The 17930-nt window shown below is 61.3% G+C and carries 17 protein-coding genes; 5 read left to right on the top strand and 12 right to left on the bottom strand.

Annotated features, from left to right (window positions below):
- Positions 1-13 precede the first annotated feature (13 nt).
- The gene (locus CD932_RS23130) at positions 14-373 is read left to right on the top strand and encodes a DUF4870 domain-containing protein (RefSeq protein WP_094445149.1); all 360 of its coding nucleotides are present in this window, start codon (positions 14-16) and stop codon (positions 371-373) included.
- Between the two features lie 36 nt (positions 374-409).
- On the opposite strand, the gene CD932_RS23125 is transcribed toward CD932_RS23130, so the two are convergent.
- The 5 genes from CD932_RS23125 to phaC form a co-directional block, all read right to left on the bottom strand.
- Positions 410-1576 carry a cystathionine beta-lyase gene (locus CD932_RS23125; RefSeq protein WP_094445147.1) on the bottom strand — a complete coding sequence of 389 codons (1167 nt, stop codon included), beginning with the start codon at positions 1574-1576 and terminating at the stop codon, positions 410-412.
- Between the two features lie 179 nt (positions 1577-1755).
- Positions 1756-3117, bottom strand: a complete 1362-nt coding sequence (gene rimO / locus CD932_RS23120) for a 30S ribosomal protein S12 methylthiotransferase RimO (protein ID WP_094445145.1) — start codon at positions 3115-3117, stop codon at positions 1756-1758.
- A gap of 351 nt (positions 3118-3468) precedes the next feature.
- The gene (locus CD932_RS23115; RefSeq protein WP_094445144.1) at positions 3469-5061 is read right to left on the bottom strand and encodes a Fic family protein; all 1593 of its coding nucleotides are present in this window, start codon (positions 5059-5061) and stop codon (positions 3469-3471) included.
- A gap of 595 nt (positions 5062-5656) precedes the next feature.
- Positions 5657-6223, bottom strand: a complete 567-nt coding sequence (gene phaR, locus CD932_RS23110) for a polyhydroxyalkanoate synthesis repressor PhaR (protein ID WP_094445143.1) — start codon at positions 6221-6223, stop codon at positions 5657-5659.
- Positions 6224-6444: 221 nt separating this feature from the next.
- Positions 6445-8187 (bottom strand): class I poly(R)-hydroxyalkanoic acid synthase, encoded by a 1743-nt coding sequence (gene phaC, locus CD932_RS23105; RefSeq protein WP_094445141.1) that lies wholly within the window; start codon positions 8185-8187, stop codon positions 6445-6447.
- 90 nt (positions 8188-8277) lie between these two features.
- Between phaC and CD932_RS23100 the strand changes: the two genes are divergently transcribed.
- Positions 8278-8478 carry a hypothetical protein gene (locus CD932_RS23100; protein WP_369679849.1) on the top strand — a complete coding sequence of 67 codons (201 nt, stop codon included), beginning with the start codon at positions 8278-8280 and terminating at the stop codon, positions 8476-8478.
- Positions 8479-8504: 26 nt separating this feature from the next.
- Here CD932_RS23100 and pgeF read toward each other — a convergent pair whose 3' ends face one another.
- Together pgeF and CD932_RS23090 are read right to left on the bottom strand one after the other, a co-directional pair.
- Positions 8505-9287 carry a peptidoglycan editing factor PgeF gene (gene pgeF, locus CD932_RS23095; RefSeq protein ID WP_094445139.1) on the bottom strand — a complete coding sequence of 261 codons (783 nt, stop codon included), beginning with the start codon at positions 9285-9287 and terminating at the stop codon, positions 8505-8507.
- Entirely contained in the window at positions 9287-10300 is a 1014-nt protein-coding gene (locus CD932_RS23090) for an RluA family pseudouridine synthase (protein WP_254926731.1), read from the bottom strand. The genes pgeF and CD932_RS23090 overlap by 1 nt, the downstream gene beginning before the upstream one ends.
- A 101-nt stretch (positions 10301-10401) precedes the next feature.
- Here CD932_RS23090 and CD932_RS23085 point away from each other — a divergent pair, with 101 nt between their 5' ends.
- A complete protein-coding gene (locus CD932_RS23085) occupies positions 10402-11205 on the top strand; it encodes an outer membrane protein assembly factor BamD (protein WP_094445135.1) in 804 nt (267 codons plus the stop codon).
- A gap of 34 nt (positions 11206-11239) precedes the next feature.
- Here CD932_RS23085 and yaaA read toward each other — a convergent pair whose 3' ends face one another.
- Positions 11240-12010, bottom strand: a complete 771-nt coding sequence (yaaA, locus tag CD932_RS23080; protein WP_094445134.1) for a peroxide stress protein YaaA — start codon at positions 12008-12010, stop codon at positions 11240-11242.
- A 29-nt stretch (positions 12011-12039) separates the two neighbouring features.
- Between yaaA and CD932_RS23075 the strand changes: the two genes are divergently transcribed.
- Together CD932_RS23075 and CD932_RS23070 are read left to right on the top strand one after the other, a co-directional pair.
- Entirely contained in the window at positions 12040-12477 is a 438-nt protein-coding gene (locus CD932_RS23075; protein ID WP_094445133.1) for a putative toxin-antitoxin system toxin component, PIN family, read from the top strand.
- Between the two features lie 25 nt (positions 12478-12502).
- Positions 12503-13681 carry a pyridoxal phosphate-dependent aminotransferase gene (locus CD932_RS23070; RefSeq protein WP_176461101.1) on the top strand — a complete coding sequence of 393 codons (1179 nt, stop codon included), beginning with the start codon at positions 12503-12505 and terminating at the stop codon, positions 13679-13681.
- A gap of 108 nt (positions 13682-13789) precedes the next feature.
- Here the strand turns inward: CD932_RS23070 and CD932_RS23065 are convergent, their stop codons facing one another.
- Genes CD932_RS23065 through mshL form a run of 4 tightly spaced genes read right to left on the bottom strand, consistent with a single transcriptional unit; the run spans position 13790 to position 17926 of the window.
- Entirely contained in the window at positions 13790-14182 is a 393-nt protein-coding gene (locus CD932_RS23065; RefSeq protein WP_217907345.1) for a hypothetical protein, read from the bottom strand.
- On the bottom strand, positions 14179-15222 hold the full coding sequence (locus CD932_RS23060; RefSeq protein WP_176461100.1) for a tetratricopeptide repeat protein: 1044 nt from the start codon (positions 15220-15222) through the stop codon (positions 14179-14181). Before CD932_RS23060 ends, CD932_RS23065 begins: the two co-directional genes overlap by 4 nt.
- 13 nt (positions 15223-15235) lie before the next feature.
- Positions 15236-16147 carry an ExeA family protein gene (locus CD932_RS23050; RefSeq protein WP_094445125.1) on the bottom strand — a complete coding sequence of 304 codons (912 nt, stop codon included), beginning with the start codon at positions 16145-16147 and terminating at the stop codon, positions 15236-15238.
- Positions 16148-17926: a pilus (MSHA type) biogenesis protein MshL gene (mshL, locus tag CD932_RS23045; RefSeq protein WP_254926730.1), complete on the bottom strand. Its 1779-nt coding sequence runs from the start codon at positions 17924-17926 to the stop codon at positions 16148-16150. It abuts the gene before it with no gap.
- Positions 17927-17930: the final 4 nt, after the last annotated feature.

Raw genomic sequence — 17930 nt, 5'->3', positions numbered from 1 at the left:
CAAGGGAGCACACATGTCACAACAACTTATTCTGGATAACAATGTCCAACAAGCCAAGACCCTGGCCTGGTGGTTGTACCTGGTGCATGGCGCCAGCTTCGTATTTTCGCTGGGCGCGTTTTCCTTCATTCCTTTGATCATCAACTACCTGAAGCGCGGCGAGTCGGCCGGCACCTTTGTGCACAGCCATCACAACTGGCAAATCCGCTCGTTCTGGTGGTACGTGTTCTGGATCGTCGTCGGCGCCATCCTCTGGCTGACGCTGATCGGCATCCCGGTGGCCTTGGCCGTGTGGGGCCTGGCCTGGCTGTGGAAGGCCTACCGGCTGGTGCGCGGCTTCATTGACCTGAACAACAATAACCCGATGCCGTAAGCCGGCTTCACGGCGTGCCAGCCGGCCCGCCGTGGTCTACATCGCCGCGAACGCCTGTGCGATATCGGCGATCAGGTCCTGCGGCGCTTCCAGCCCCACATTGAACCGGACCAGCTGGCCGCCGTGCTGCCAGCCCCGGCGCATGCCGGCGATGCGATACGGCATCACCAGGCTGTTGGCACCACCCCAGCTGTAGCCGATCTTGAACAATTTCAAGGCATCGACAAAGCGATCGGTCTGCTCTTCGGTATAGCTGGCGTCGAACAGCACGGAAAACAAGCCACCGGCGCCCGTAAAGTCGCGTTTCCAGATGTCATGACCGGGGCAATCGTCGAAGGCCGGGTGCAGCACGGTGGCAATTTCCTGCCGGCCCTTGAGCCAGCCGGCCACCGTGCGCGCCCCCGCATCATGCGCGTCAAAACGCAGTTTCATGGTCGGCAGGCTGCGCAGCACCAGGTAGGCGTCGTCCGCCCCCACGCCCATTCCCAGGCGCATGTGCGCCAACGCCAGCCGGTCGTGCAGCGCGCGGTCGCGCGTCGTCAAACAACCCATCAGCACGTCCGAACCGCCCGACTGGTATTTGGTCAGCGCCTGCATGACGATATCGGCGCCCATCTCAAAACCGCGCAAGGCCAGGCCGGCAGCCCAGGTATTGTCCAGTGCCACCGGCACGCCGCGCGCATGGGCAGCCGCGCAGATGGCCGGCAGGTCCGGCACTTCCATGGTCACGGAACCGGGCGCTTCGGTCCAGATCAGCCTGGTGTTCGGCTGTATCAGCCCGGCAATCCCGGCGCCGATCAGCGGATCGTAATAGCGCGTGCTGATGCCGAAGTCCTGCGACAACCAGCGCCCCAGTTCGCTGTTGGGGTAATACACATTTTCCGGCAGCAGCACGTCGTCGCCGCTTTTGAGCAGGGCAAAGTTGGCCATGGCGATCGCCGCCAGGCCCGACGGCGCCAGCAGGCAATACTTGCCGCCTTCAATCCCGGCCAGCCGCGCTTCGAGCGTAAAAGTGGTCGGCGTGCCATGCAAGCCGTAGGTATAGGCGTGCTTGTCCTTCCAGTTACCCGAGCGCATGGCCGCCACATCCTTGAACAGCACGGTGGACGCATGGTGTATGGCGTTGGGAAAGGCGGCAAAGCCTGGCGGCGCCTGGTAGTCGCTGTGGATCAGCGCAGTCTGGATGGATTTTTTTGTCGTCATGGCATGGGCAATAAAAAAGGCGGACCGCAATATTGCTGGTCCGCCTTGATTGTAAGGGCTAGCGCCCTTTTCAGCCGTACGACTGTTACACCTGCGTAAAAACGTTCAGGCCTAGGCGCGCTGCCGAAGACAGTACCTTACTGTACGGCAAGGCAGCGCAACGCCGGCATGGACGTTTTTTACTCGGCAGCGCCCCACAGGTCGTGTGCATCGGCGGAAGTAATTTTTACGTCAACGAACTGACCGACAGCGAGCTTGCGGTGCGGCTCATACGGCGGCTTGACATAGACGACGCCATCGATTTCCGGCGCATCGGCGCTGGAGCGGCCGACGCCGCCGGTACGGGTGACTTCGTCGATCAGCACGCGCACGGTCTTGCCGACCTTGGCCTGCAGGCGTTTTTTCGAGATTTCTTCCTGCAGCAGCATCACGCGGCCACGGCGCTCTTCACGCAACTCTTCCGGCACCGGATTGGCGATGGCGTTGGCGGTCGCACCTTCCACCGGCGAATAGGCAAAGCAGCCAAGGCGGTCGATCTGCGCTTCCTTGAGGAAGTCCAGCAGGTAGTCGAATTCCGCTTCTGTTTCGCCCGGGAAACCGGCGATAAAGGTCGAGCGGATCGTCAGATCCGGGTTGATGGCGCGCCAGGCCTGGATGCGGTCCAGGTTTTTCTCGCCGCTGGCCGGGCGCTTCATGCGCTTCAACACATCGGGATGGGCGTGCTGCATCGGAATATCGAGGTAAGGCAGAATATGGCCGCCGCTCATCATCGGGATGATCTGGTCGACATGCGGATACGGGTACACATAATGCAAGCGCACCCAGGCGCCATAGGACTTGGCAAGCTCGCCCAGCGCTTCGGTCAGCTGCGTCATATGAGTCTTGAGGGGACGGCCGTTCCAGAAACCGGAACGGAATTTCACGTCCACGCCGTAGGCCGAGGTATCTTGCGAAATGACCAGCAATTCCTTGACGCCGGCCTTGAACAGGTTTTCCGCTTCGATCATCAGTTCGCCGATCGGACGCGACACCAGGTCGCCGCGCATCGACGGAATAATGCAGAAGCTGCAACGGTGGTTGCAGCCCTCGGAAATTTTCAGGTAGGCATAGTGCTTGGGCGTCAGCTTGACGCCTTGCGGCGGCACCAGGTCAAGGAAAGGCGCATGCGGTTTTGGCAGGTGGAAGTGTACAGAATCCATCACTTCGGCCAGCGCGTGCGGGCCCGTCACGGACAAGACCTTCGGGTGCACCTTCATGATGATGTCGTCGCCGGCCGCATCTTTCTTGGCGCCCAGGCAACCGGTCACGATGACCTTGCCGTTTTCAGCCAGCGCTTCGCCGATGGCGTCGAGCGACTCTTGCACGGCGGCGTCGATAAAACCGCAGGTATTGACGATCACCAGATCGGCGCCCGCATAGGATTTCGCCGTTTCGTAGCCTTCGGCGCGCAGTTGGGTGAGGATTTGTTCGGAATCGACCAGCGCTTTCGGGCAGCCGAGCGAGACAAAGCCCACTTTCGGCGCCGCACTTGGCATGGCCATCAAGGCCTCTGGCTTGGCGGAAGAAACGGGAATACGGTGTATTTCAGACATAGTTGGCAGCTGGAAAATGGTGAGGCGAATCGGCTATTGTACCCCGAGCCGCCCATGGCCTGCACAACTATGCTGCAATCACAGTTGCTTCATGCCGCCAATACAACTAAACAGGACCGCCCTGCCCGATGCGCTCCCCCAGTGTGCGGTTCATCCCAGCAGGCGCGGGGAACACGGTGTATTCGCCGTCGATCAACGGCGTTCTGCCCAAGAGCATGCATCCGACCGTCTTTGTCCGGGCGTTTTTCGATCAGATTGTGAAGACCTCGCTGGAGCTTGAGATGGACCATGCGCCGCAGTTCAGCCCCCAGGTCGATCTGCGGGCCCGCTGCCCTCGTCCATCAACTCAGGCGCCGTGTCAGGCCTTGCTTGCGGCTCCAGGACCTCACGTATCGCCTGAATAATCGCGCCAGCCAGCTCCTGCTCCGCGAGCATTGGAAATTCCTTGCTCAGCTTGTTCGATACCACCCAGCGGTTCTCGCGCACCGACCTGATGATTTGGTCGATGTCAGTGTTCGGTCCCTCGAGATATTCCTTCACTGCGGCGCGGGCACGCTCTGTGTCACGGAGAAAAAGCGCCTCCTTGCTCATTTCGCTCTCGATTGTCATCTGCACAACATGTCCCAGGTAAGCGGCTTGGGCTGTCAGGTCTGGATAACGCCATACTGGCAAAGCGTCGTCGTAGTCGTCAAAGTGAAAATTGCTGCGGATTCCGTCTTGATACTCGACCATCGCCTCGAAGCGATAACGGTCGGCAAACTTTCGCATGATCGGTTTGGAGAACCGCTCCAGCGCCCTGTCGTAGCCAACACGTTCATGCGTGCTGTTCGTGATCGTCGCAGAGATTGGCAGTATGAACGGCTCGGGCACCGCGCCATCGCGGCGCAAGACGTCGTTGACCAGGAACCGCGAGATCCTCCCGTTTCCATCGCTCATGGGGTGAATAAATACAAACCCGAAGCTCGCCATCGCCGCGCGCACGATCGCCGATGCCCCCCGTGTCTTGCTCAATGCGGATTGCAGGCCGCCAAGCAGAGCCTGCGTCCGATCCCAGTGTGGGGCGATATAGTCGACCTTGTCGAGATAGCCCACGCTATGGCCTACGAATACTGGCGACTGCCGTACGCCATACCGTGTAGCCGGTCCCAGAATCTCGGCCTGCAGTGCGCTGAGGGCGTCGACCGATAACGGCTCCCTGGCCGTGCCGCATCGGCTCTCCATGGCGGCAGCAAAGCGCCGGACACGATCGACTTTTTTCTCCTCGTGTTCAATCAAAAAGCTCGCCCGGGACTCCTTGATTGTGAGCCAGACGGCGCTTCGCATCAAAATATCAGCGCCGAATTCCACCTCCAGGTCCCTCAGTGCATTGGCGCAATCATATCCTTCTGCCTTGCGCACAGCTTCGGTCCGCAGGATCACCGGACAAAATTCGGGTGTACCCGGCATATTGTCCCGCACTCGCCACCGTTGAACGTTTATCGAACGGGTGGCCACGAAATATTTGTCAGACTCCAATGCCTCAATGTAATTTCCCGAAGGGGCGTCCGGCACGTCGAGCAGACGGCCCGTCACCCATTCGTAGAAAAAACCGATTCGTCGCGCGTAAGCGCCGGTCGGCTCGCCACGGATCCATTCTTCGAATACTGCGGCGGGGACCACATTGAACACACGCGAAAAAAATTCCAGGTTGACGGTCTCGTACTTTAGTGAGAATGTGAGATGCGCAGGCACTGTGGCGTCAGGCTCGGTGGCCGCCGGATAAGTCTCAAACCGGACCTCGTCGCTCTCCATCGTTTTGCGTCGTGTGCCCAGCTGACTTTCGACGGCAAAAGGTTGCACCGGCTCGATGCCCAAGTGCTCAGCCACCCATTTCAACCCAAGGTAAGTGCTCATTTTTGAGTAAAGTCATTTTTTTATATGTAAAAACTAGTGTCTCACAAAAAAAATGAATAAAAAATAGTTTTTACAGTAACTTTTGACAGTGCACTCATCTGCCCAATTTGTCATGACTACGGAAACCATACGGCGGTTTATCCCCGCAGGCGTGGGGAACACGTGCAAGGTGGGGGCAAGGCGATAGCATGGGCCGGTTCATCCCCGCAGGCGCGAGGAACACACCATTTATAAACATTGAAAACAAAGGATTAATTGGCAGGTCTATGTTCTACCGATTTTTCTTGCCATGAAATTGTAAAAGAACGCTGCGCTGCGCATCGACGATATGATGGTCATATCAGTCGTCAACGAGAGAAAAAGGCGCCGCAAACTGGTCTTGCGACTTTGATAAAATAGTCGAGCCAGTCAAGCCGGCCCCAGAGACGCCTGACACGCCCCGAGAGCGCCTTTACGCGCGCAAGCGCTTGTCAGATAGTCGGAGAAACCATCCCTTCGCACCGTTGCATTCGGCGCAGCGCCGGACATCGGCGACGGCGGGTCGTCATGCGGTGCAAGCGTGCTGGAGGAGAACCTCCAGGCTTGGTTGAGAGAGTTACTTCTTGTCGGTCGGTGGCACGACGGGCGGCACGAACGGGAAGTTGCCGAACAGGCTTTTGCTCTGGTTTTGCATTTGCTCCTGCATCTGCACGAACAGGCTCTTGCTCTGGTCGATATAGTTGTTCATCATGCCCTGCATCATCGGGCCCTGCACGTTCATGAACTGGGTCCACATCTCAGGGCTGAACGGCTTGCCTTCGAAGCTGCCGGCCGAGGTGCCCGTGAACTTGTGCTGGATATCGGTAAACGCTTGCACGTTCTTTTCCAGGTAGGAGCCCATCATGCCCTGCATGGCGTGACCATAGTAGCGGATGATTTGCGACAGCACGCCGCTGGAGAACATCGGCACGCCGCTGGCCTCTTCTTCCAGAATAATCTGCAACAAGATGCTGCGCGTCAGGTCTTCGCTGGACTTGGCATCGACCACCGTGAATTCTTCGTTGTCCAGCACCAGCTGTTTGACGTCAGTCAATGTGATGTAGGAACTGGTTTGGGTATCGTACAGACGGCGGTTAGGGTATTTTTTAATCAGGCGGTCTATACTTTTTTTTGCACTGCTCATCAGAAGTTCCACTTATTGCGCCGCAGCGCATACTGAGTTGATCCGAAAAAAAAGCGAACGCAAGGTTCGCTTTCGCACCTGCTTACTTTTTGCATTATAGAGTGGAAAACGGCGACGTTGCACATTCAAGCCGAAGTTTCCCGGTTTTATTGCAACGCAACCAAGTAAGTTCTTGACAAGGCCGCCATCTTGCCCGGCCTTGCCATCCTCAAGCCAGGCACTCAGTCGGCCCGGACCTTCACGTAACGGCCAGGTGCGGACTCAATGGAAGGATAGCGTTTGTTGCCAGGTTTGGCCGGCGCCTTGACGTCCGCGCCACCGTGCTGGGCCAGGAAAGCAGCCCATTCGGGCCACCAGCTGCCGGCGTGTTCCGTCGCGCCTTCCAGCCATTGCTCGGCGCTCAGGACCTTGGCTTTGGTCCGTGCGGAGGCAGGCTGGTCATTGGTCCAGTAGCTGCGCTTTTTCTTCGAGGCCGGATTGATCACGCCGGCGATATGACCCGAGGCGCCCAGGATAAAACGGTTGGCCTTCGGCTTTTTCGGATTGAGCAGCGCCGTGCTGGCGTAGGCCGCGCCCCAGGGCACGATATGGTCTTCACGCGAACCGTAGATAAAGGCTGGCGCGTTGATGCTGGACAAGTCGACCTTTTCACCGGCCACCGTCAGCTTGCCCGGCACTTTCAGGCTGTTTTCCAGGTAGGTGTTGCGCAAGTACCAGCAGAACATGGGGCCGGGCAAGCTGGTGCCGTCGCCGTTCCAGTACAGCAGGTCGAAGGCGGGCGGCTCCTTGCCCTTCAGGTAATTCGATTGCACATAGTTCCACACCAGGTCGTTCGGACGCAGGCTGGAAAAGGTGCTGCCCAGGTCGCGCCCGGACATCAGCCCGCCCTGGGCCAGGGTCTGCTCGCGCAGCGCCACTTGCGGTTCATCGATGAACACTTCCAGCGCGCCCGTATCGCAGAAGTCGAGGAAGGTGGTCAGCAAGGTCAGGCTGGCGACCGGGTCCTGGCCGCGCGCTTTCAGCACGGCCAGCGCAGTCGAGACGATGGTGCCGCCCACGCAAAAGCCGAACATGTTCAATTTTTCCTGGCCCGAAATATCCTGCGTGACCTTGATCGCCTCGATCACGCCCTGCTCCACGTAATCGTCCCAGGTGAGGTGCTGCATGCTCATGTCGGCATTACGCCAGGACATCAGGAAGACGGTATTACCCTGCTCGACGGCATAGCGCACCAGCGAATTTTCAGGTTGCAAGTCAAGGATATAGAATTTATTGATGCACGGTGGCACCATCAGCAGCGGACGCTGGTGTACTGTGGCGGTCGTCGGCGTGTACTGGATCAGCTGGAACAAGGCATTTTCAAACACCACCGTACCGGGCGTGGTGGCGACATTGCGGCCCACTTCAAAGGCGGACTCATCAGATTGCGAGATGCGGCCCTTCCGCATGTCGGCCAGCATGTTCGTCAGGCCCTTGGCCAGGCTTTCGCCCTTGGTTTCGATCAGGGTCTGCTGAGCGTCGGGGTTGGTGGCCAAAAAGTTCGCCGGCGACATGGCGTCGACGATCTGCTGCACGGCGAAACGGAGCTTCTGTTTCTGGTGTGGTGTCGCATCGACGGCGTCGGCCATGGCGGCGAGAAATTCGGCGTTGAGCAGATAGGCGGCGGCGTTGAAGGCCGACAAGGGGCTGGCATGCCAGGCCGGCGCGGCAAAACGCCGGTCGTTGACTGCCGGCGTCTTGCCGGCCATAAAGTCCGTCCACAAGCCCGTCAGTTTGGCCATATAGGCGTTTTTCAGTTGTTCGAGCACTTCCGGCTTGATACTGGCGCCGGCATCCTGCAAAATGCCGGCAATCGGATTGCCTGCGGGCTGCGGCACCATGTTGAACCACGTCTTCCAATGGTTCGGGTCGCTGATCTGCGCCATCCACTCCTTGGTCATTGCTTGAGGATCGGGCATATTCATATGGTTAAGTCCATTCAAGAATTTAAAAAATCAATCGCTACCTGGGTCCTGCATGCAAAACTTTACTGATCGTCCTTGCTGATGATGCTGATGACCGCCATCGCCTGGATCTATGTCGTCGGCCTGATGGCGCTGACGGAACCGTCCGTCGTCGCCGGCCTGATGACGTTTTTGCTGTACTGCGTGCTGCCGCTGTCGATCCTATTCTATCTGACCGGTTCGCGGCGGCGCAAACGCAAGAGCCTGCAACAGGCAAAGACAGACGATAAAACAAAAACGGCAGACACATAAGTGCCTGCCGCTGGAGTGTGCCAAGGTTACTTGCGCCAGATCAAACTGGCCTGTCGTCCCGTGACGCCGTCGCGCCGGTACGAATAAAAGCGGGCCGGCTCGCTGACGGTACAATGCTCGCCACCGGCCACCTGCGTCACGCCCTCGCGCGCCAGCATCAAACGCCCCAGCGCGTAGATGTCGGCCAGGTATTTGCCCGGCTTGCCGGCGATGGCCATGAACGCGGCCTCGAATGCCTGCCGTTCGGCGCCACCCTGCGCGCCGTCGAGAAAGGCTTGCAGCACATCCTGCCCCACTTCAAATTGCCGCGGACCGATGGCAGGCCCCAGCCAGGCCAGGATATCTGTTGCGCCGCGCTCGCGCATGGTTTGCACCGTGCGTTGCAAGACGCCAGCGGCCAGGCCGCGCCAGCCCGCATGGGCGGCGCCCACCACCTGGCCGTCGCTTGAGCTGAACAGCACCGGCAGGCAGTCGGCCGTCATCACCAGGCACACCGCGCCAGGCGTCGAGGCCACGCTGGCGTCGGCGTCCGGCACCCGTCCGGCCAGGCTGGCCGCATCGACCACCGCCACGCCATGCACCTGGTTCAGCCAGGCAGGTTGCGCTGGCAGCATGGCCGCCAGGCGCGCCCGGTTCTGCGCCACGTGCGCGTCAATGTCGGCCACATGCACGCCCAGGTTCAGGCCGCCACCGCCCTGCCCGTCATCATACGGCGCCAGGCTGACGCCGCCCGCGCGCGTGGTCGAGCGTGCGCCCACGTTGGCGGGCAGGCCCGGCCAGTGGGGAAGGATGACGGGCAAGGCAGCCATTACACCTGTTCCGGCTCGGGGATGCCGGCCGTGGCGAGCAGCGCGGCAAAGTCGTCGGCCACCGGCACGATCCACTCGCACGCTTGGCCGCTGCCCGGATGAACCAGGCCCAGGCGGCGCGCCTGCAAGGCCTGGCGCGGAAACACCGACACCAGGTGCTGCTTGCCATAGACGGCGTCGCCGACCAGCGCAAAGCCCAGGTGCTGCATGTGCACGCGGATCTGGTGGGTGCGACCTGTTTCCAGACGGCATTGCATCAAGCTGACGGGACGGCGGTCCAGCTCGCCGCTATTGAGCAACTCGTAATGGGTGATCGCCGGTTTGGCCGAGAAATTTTCCGACACGGCCATCTTTACGCGGTCGCGCGGGTGGCGGGCGATCGAGGCATCGATGGTGCCGGACGGCTTCGGCGTGCCCCACACCAGCGCAAAATATTCACGCTTGACGGTACGTGCCTGCAACTGGCGCACCAGGTCGGTCTGCGAGGCCAGGGTTTTGCCGACCACCATCAGGCCGCTGGTATCCTTGTCCAGCCGGTGCACGATGCCGGCACGCGGCACGCCGGCCAGCTGCGGACAGTGATGCAGCAGGCCGTTGAGCAAGGTACCGGACCAGTTGCCCGGCCCCGGATGCACCACCAGTCCTGCCGGTTTGTTGATGACGATGATATGCTCATCCTCGTGCACGATGTTCAATTGCATCGCTTCGGGCTTAAAAGCCTCGTCTTCCGGCGCGCTTTGCGGCAGAATGACGATCTTTTCATCACCATAGGCGGTCATATTGCGCTTGGCAACTTTTCCGTCGACGGTAACGAAACCAGCCTCGACCCACAGTTGCAAGCGGCTGCGCGAGTACTGCGGCACCAGCGTGGAAATGACTTTGTCGAGACGTTGGCCACAGGCGTCCGGCGTCAGCTCGAGTTCGATCGGCGCCATGTCGTCGATGATCTCGTCGGCGCCAAAATCGCCGTCAAGGACGGCGTCAAAGTCAGGTTCAGAAAGGGAGTCCAACACGGGGTCAGCCAAATTAGGCTTCGGAGTTAATATCACAGCATTCCCATCGGCTATAATCAGCCTATTGTAAAATCTTGGTTAAAACCTTCTTGCAAAACGTCATGCAAAAAAAATTATCGTTGGTAGTCGCTTCAGTCGTTCTGCTCGGCATGTCCGCTTGCAGCTTGTTGCCAGAAAAAGTGGATGAGACCAAAAACTGGTCTGTTACGAAATTATACTCGGAGGCGCGTGAAGAAATGTCCGGTCAGCACTATGAGGCTGCAATCGGACTGTTCCAGAAGCTGGAGGCTAACTACCCTTTCGGCAACTACGCTCTGCAAGCGCAGATGGAGATCGCTTACGCGTATTATAAGTCGGGAGACCAGGCGCAGGCACTGGCCGCTGTCGAACGCTTCATCAAGTTGCATCCTAACCACGCCAATGTGGATTATATGTACTACTTGCGGGGCCTGATCAGCTTTAACGATCAGATCAGCTTCATGAATTTTTTGTACGAGCAAGACCCGACCGAGCGCGATCCAAAAGCCACGCGCGAAGCGTTTGCGGCCTTCAAGCAACTGGTCGACAAGTTCCCGAACAGCAAGTACACGCCCGACGCGCTGGCGCGCATGAACTACCTGATCGACGCCATGGCCAAGTATGAGGTCCATGTGGCCCGCTATTACTACCGCCGCGGTGCCTACCTGGCCGCCGCCAACCGCGCGCAAACGACCGTCAGCGACTTTGCCGCCTCGCCGGCGATCGAAGAAGCGCTGTTCATCATGTACCGCTCGTATGACAAGCTGGGCATGACCGACCTGCGCGACGACACCCTGCGCGTGCTGACCAAGAACTATCCGACCACCGCCTTCCTCAGCCCTGAAGGGGTGAACAAGGAACGCAAGTGGTGGAAGTTCTGGCAGTAAGCATCAACAAACCGGAGCTTGCTCCGGTTTTTTCTTACTCTGCAACTTTGCGCCGGAACACCCAGCTGCTGTCGTTCGATGCTTCGGGCACATAAGCATAGCCATCGACATCAAACTGCTTGAGTTGCTCTGGATCGCGTATGCCGTTGACGGCCGCATAGCGTGCCAGCAGGCCGCGGGCGCGCTTGGCGTAGAACGAGATGATTTTATACTTGCCGTTCTTCCAGTCCTCGAACACGGGCGTGATCACCGGCACGGTCAGCTGGCGCGGCCTGACGGACTTGAAGTATTCTTCCGACGCCAGGTTGACCAGCACCCTGGCTTTGTTCTCGCCGGCCGTGCGGTTCAGGGCGCTGGTGATGGTGTCGCCCCAGAACGCGTACAGGTCCTTGCCGCGCGCGGTCGACAATCGCGTGCCCATTTCCAGCCGGTGCGGGTGGATCAGGTCCAGCGGGCGCAGCAAGCCGTACAGGCCCGACAGGATGCGTACGCGCGCCTGGGCATAGTCGAGTTGGGCCGGTTGCAGGCTGCGCGCTTCAAAACCGGCGTAGACGTCGCCATTGAAGGCCATGATGGCCTGGCGCGCATCCTGCAGTTGCGGCGTCCAGGACGCGTAGCGGGCCACGTTCAGGCTGGCCAGGGCGTCGGAAATACCCATCAGGCTGCCCACTTCGGCGGGCGAAAACTGGCGCATGCGCTCGATCAGCTGCGCGGAATAGTCGAGAAAATCGGGGGTGCTGTGCAACGAAGTCGTTGGCGGCGTCTCCAGGTCGAGACTCTTGGCGGGCGAAAGCACGATCAACATAATGTTCACTACAAAATAGAATTGCCGACATGATACCTGCTCCACAAAAACTCGTCCTCGACACCAATGTCTGCCTGGACCTGTTCGTCTTCAACGATCCCCGCTGGGCCGGCCTCTTGGGGGCCATGGAAAGCGGCGCGGTGCAGGCCATCACGCGCGCAGACTGCCGCGCCGAATACCTGGTGGTGCTGCACTACAAGCACCTGCCGCTCGACGAAGACAGCCGCGCCATCGCCGCCGCCCGTTTCGACGCCCTGATCACGGTGGTGGCGCCAGCGGTATCCGGGGTGCGCCTGCCAGTGTGCACCGACAAGGACGACCAGAAATTCCTCGAACTGGCGCGCGACGCCAGCGCCGACGTGTTGATTACCAAAGACAAGGCGCTGCTGAAACTGGCGCGCAAGACGGCCAGGGCCGGCATGTTCAGGATCATGCTGCCGGAAGGCTGGCATCCTGCGCTAGAATAAGCAACGTTTCCACTTGCGCATAGCCATGACTCCATCTTCGCATCCCATCCTGACCCCGGTCCTGCAGACCCGCCTGCCCGCCGTGGGCACCACGGTGTTTACCCGCATGTCGGCGCTGGCGGCCCGCCACGACGCCGTCAACCTGGGCCAGGGCTTTCCCGATTTCGACTGCGAGCCGGCACTGGTCGAGGCCGTCAGCGTAGCGATGCGCGCCGGCCACAACCAGTACCCTTTGATGACGGGCGCAGCGCCCCTGCGCGAGGCCATCGCCGCGAAAGTCGCCAGCCTGTACGGCCATGAGTACGACGCCGCCACCGAAGTTACCGTGACCGCTGGCGCCACCCAGGCCCTGACCACCGCCATTCTGTGCTGCGTGCATCCGGGCGACGAAGTGATCGTCATCGAACCGGCCTACGACAGCTATTTGCCGGCCATCGCGCTGGCCGGCGGCATACCGGTGCCGGTAGCCATGGACGTCGACGAGCGCGGCTACAGCGTGCCGTGGGACAAACTGGCAGGTGCCGTGAGCCCGCAAACGCGTTTGATCATCATCAACACGCCGCACAACCCGACCGGCACCATCCTGCGCGCCGCTGACCTTGAAAAACTGGCCGACATCGTGCGCGGCACGCAGATCCTGCTGCTGTCCGACGAAGTGTATGAACATATGGTCTACGACGGCGCGCCGCACGCATCCTTGAGCCGCCACGCCGAACTGGCGGCGCGCGCATTCATTGTCTCGAGCTTTGGCAAGACCTATCATGTGACGGGCTGGAAAGTGGGCTACGTGGCGGCGCCGTCGACCATGACGGCGGAGTTTCGCAAGGTGCACCAGTACAATGTCTTTACCGTCAATACACCGATGCAGCACGGCCTGGCCAGCCATATGGCCGATCCGCAACCGTATCTGCAGCTGCCCGCCTTCTACCAGCGCAAGCGCGATCTGTTCCGCGCCGGCCTGGCCGGCAGCCGCTTCGAACTGCTGCCGGCCGACGGCACCTATTTTCAATGCGTGAAATACGGCGCCATCTCGCAGGACAGCGAAGCGCAGTTTGCCGAATGGCTGACCACGGAAGTCAAAGTGGCGGCGATTCCCGTCTCGGCTTTCTACGCGCAAGGCAAGGAGTCGGGCATCGTGCGCTTCTGCTTTGCCAAGAAGGACGAGACCCTGAACCTGGCGCTTGAGCGGCTTCGGACGATCTGAGCTGCCAGCCATGGCACTGACGACGAGTAGGCGATTATCAATACTTGCCTACTCATGCAAGAAACGCCAGATTAAAGTGCAGCGCCATGGCGTGCCTGCGTGGTGCTTCTATTGCCCCGCATGCCGGCGCCTAACGCTCTCAAGGCGCCAGGCCATGCGCACCGTACCCAGCACGAACAGCATGAACACGAACTGGGCCGAGAAAGCGGCGACGTCAAAACCGTAAGTCATGCCGACCCATCCGTTGACCGCCACGTCAGCAACCATGATCGCCACCGTCAGCAACAGGCCGGCCCTGGGCCTGGCAAACAGCAGCAGCACCGCCAGCGCATCGATAAAGGTCAGCGCGGTCCAGAAAGCGCTGACAAAAGGCGGCACGCCGCCATAGTCCCACGCCAGGCCATGTTCCAGCACGCTGCGCGCATGGTTCAACGTCGCGCCGGACAGGCACAGCGCGTAGACCAATCGGATGGTGAACGCCGTGTTCCAGCGCCCCATCATTTGCCAGCGGCCAGCTGCACCAGCTTGCGCTCGACAAATGCCTGCAATTGCGGCGACAGGGTCTGCAACGCTTGCGCCCGTTCGAACGCCGCTTTCGCCTGCGCCGGCTGCTTGTCGGCCTGCAGGGCGATCCCCAGGCCCATCCACCAGACGCTGTTGTCAGGCGCCGCCTGCAGCGCCAGCTGGTATTGCTCGGCCGCTTCATGATAGCGCTGTTCGCGCTGCAGCACGCCGGCCAGGAAGGCGCGGTAGTCGAGCTGCTCGCCGGCAAACGGCAGGCTGCGCTGGAGCGTATCGAGCGCGGCCGCGCCGCCACCGCTGCGGTCGAGCTGCAAACGGGCCAGCATCATCGCCTGCGCCGGCTGTTTCGCGTCCAGCGCCAGGCTTTGCTGCAGCTGGCGCATGGCCTCGTCGGGGCGCTGCGCTTCAAGCAGCAGGCGCACCAGCGTTTCGCGCGCACCCTGGTGGCGCGGATCGCGTTGCAAGGTGCGCTGCAGGCCAGCCATCGCCTCGTCCACGCGGCCATCCTGCAAGTCGGCCAGCGCGCGGCGGTAGGCGTTGTCGATACTTTGCTGCGGCGTGACCTGCTTGCCTTCAACGATTTTTTCGCTGACGGCGGGCACCGGCCTGGCCACTGGAGCGGCGAGCTGCCTGGGCGCGACGTCCTTGTGTGTGCGCGCCATCGGCACGCTGGCAGCGGGAGCCGGCTCGGCCACGGGTTGCGGCGCGGGCGCCACCACAGGAACAGCCGCCGGAACCGGGACCGGGACCGTAGCCTGGACCGGCACCGGCACCGGCACCGGGACCGGGGCTTGCGCCACACTGACCAGCACTGGCGGCACTGGCGGGCGCTTGAAGTAGATCCAGCCCAGCGCAATGGCAATCGCCGTCAGGCCGGCGGCACCGCCAAACACGGCCGCACGCGGCAGGCCGCGTTCGCGCTCGGGGACCGACCGGATGCCGCCCGTATCGGCGCCCGGGTCCTGGCCTTGCTTGCCGCGGGCATCGAGATCTTGCAACATCTTGTTAATCAGGCTCATCTACAATCTCGTTTCATCGGTTCAGTAAGGTCCAGCCCAGTGTACAGGCTATGGCCAGCACACCGGCGCCGGCCAGCCATTGCCAGCGAGCGCGCCAGGCGCCGTTCCACAGATTACGGCTGGTCACCGTATCGCTGGCGGCCAGCGCCACGTCGCTGCGGCTGACCTGCTGGCGCCCTTCGCCATAGGCCACCATCAGCGACTTGTGGGCGATGATGTTGACCAGGCGCGGGATGCCGCCGCTGGCCGTGTACAGCCTAGCCACTGCGCCCCGGCGGAACAGGCGAGCGCCGTCGAAACCGGCCACGCGCAGGCGGTGCGCCACATAAAACTCCACATCGTCGCGCGACAACGGCCCCAGATGGTAATGAAAGGTGATGCGCTGCGCCAGCTGGCGGATTTCCGGGCGCGCCAGCTTGGCGTCCAGTTCCGGCTGGCCGAACAGCACGATCTGCAGCAGTTTGCGCTTTTCCGTTTCCAGGTTGGTCAAGAGGCGCAACGCTTCGAGGCTGTCGACGGGAATCGCCTGCGCTTCATCCAGGCACAGCAGCACCTGCTTGCCCTGCGCCGCCAGGTTCAGCAGGCGCAAATTGATCGATTTCAATAACTGGTGCTGGTCGGCCTCTTTCTGCGGCAGCACGTCCAGTCTGTCGGCCAGCGCCTGGATCAGGCTCTGCGGCGGCAGGTTGGGATTTGAAATATAGGCCGTGACAAAACCCGGCCCCAGCGACTGCATGAACTTGCGGCACAAAAACGTCTTGCCGGTACCCACTTCACCGGTAATCTTGATAAAGCCCTCGCCATTGCGCGCCGCCACCAGCAGGGTGTTGAGCGCCTTTTGCGACTGCGGGCTGTTGAAAAAGAAAGTGGTATCGGGCGTAAGGCCGAACGGCGCCTCGCGCAAGCCGAAATGGGCCTGGTACATTTAAGGCCGCTGCGCCGGCTGGCGCGGATCGAGCGCCTCGATGCGCTTGCCCGAATCGAGCAGGTCCGCATTCCAGCTGTTGGCGCCTTCGACGATGGTCGGCTTGATCAGCACCACCAGTTCGCGCTTCTGCACCACCTGGCCGGTATTGCGGAACAACGCGCCCAGCAGCGGCACATTGCCGGCGCCCGGCACTTGCGAACGGTCATTGGTGGTCGACTGGCGCATCAGGCCGCCAATGGCCACGATGCGCCCATCCTGGCTGCGCACCATGCTGTCCATCTCGGAGGTGCTCGACGCCGCCAGCGGCAGTTTCAACGATCCAGCGCTGCCCAGGTCGACATTCTTGGTGACGGTGGTGACCTGGCTGACGGAAGGATGCACGTGCAGGATGATATTGCCGTTCTCGTCGATCTGCGGCGTCACGTCGAGCACCACGCCGGAAAAGAAGGGCTGCAAGGTGACGTTGGGACTGGACGTGTTGCCGCTGGCGGTGCCGGTCGAGGTGACGGTGGTGCTCACGCCCGTGACAAAAAACTCGTCGGTGCCGATCTTCAGCACGGCCTTCTGGTTGTTCATGGTGGCGATGCGCGGGCTCGACAGCACATGCACGCTGCCTTGCGACTCCAGGAAGGAAATCATGGCGGCGAAATTACTCGTCTGCAGCGCCAGGCCGAACATCGAGCCGGCCGCCGTGGCCGCAGAACTGAGGCCAAAGCCGGTGCTGGCCGAAATGCCGCTGGCGCCATTGGTGATGGCGGGTGGCTGTCCGCCGGCAAACGGCAGCGGCGCCAGGCTGCTGCCGGGCGCCAGGAAGCCGGTCGAGATGCGGTTGGTGTGGCCGCTCTTGATGGAGGCGAACGAGGCCCAGTTCACGCCCGTCTGGAAGTTGTCGTTCAGCTCCACTTCGATGATCTTCGCTTCCAGGATCACCTGGCGGTCGACCGACAATTGCGTCGCCTTCAGATAGGCGTCGACATTGCGCAGCTCTTCGGGCATGGCGCGCACCACCACCACGCCCGACTGCGGGCTGAGCACGACCTTGCGGCCGTCGGCGTCGCCGCCGACGATGGCAACGAGCGACTCCTTGAGTTCCTTCCAGAAGTCGCTGTCGGAACTGGTGCTGACGTTGGCGCTGTCCTGCAGCGCGCCCTGCCCGCCCACACCCGGCTGGCCCGGTTGCTGCTGTTGCTGCTGGCCGTTGCCGCCGCCCGCACTCTGGCCGCCGCTGCTGCTGCCGGCGCTGTTGACGGAGGTGGACGAGACGCGCAGGTTGGAGCTGCCCTTGCGGTTGCCGGTCAGGTAATTGACCTGGAACATGCGCGTCTGCATGGTCAGCGGACGGATCGAAATACGCGTGCCGTCGACCTTGTAATCGTAGCCATACATCTCGCGCACGGCGTCGAGCGCCTCGAACAGGGTCACGTCCTTCAGCCTGGCAGAGACGGTGCCCTGCACATCGGGATGGACCAGGATGTTGTAGCGCGTGCCGGTGACGATGGAATTGTAGAACTGGCGCGCCGGCACATTGTTGAAGGCCACGTTGAAGCGCTCGTCGAGCACGGCGCGCGCTTTCGGCAACTGCCCAGCCAGGCTTGATACCGGCGGCAACAGGGCGTTGGCGACCGCGTCCGACTGGGTGGCGGCGCTGGTGGTGGCGCTGGCCGTCGCCACTTGCGCCTTGATCGCGTCATAGGTATCGCGCTGCGCCGGCGCGACACAGGCGCACAGGCTGGCGGACAGGCCCAGCGCGGCGGCCATTCTGGTTAAACTGAGCATGCTC

The organism is Janthinobacterium sp. PC23-8 (assembly GCF_002250505.1).
Classification (GTDB): Bacteria; Pseudomonadota; Gammaproteobacteria; order Burkholderiales; family Burkholderiaceae_D; genus Janthinobacterium.
This window is presented reverse-complemented; position numbering and strand designations above follow the sequence as displayed.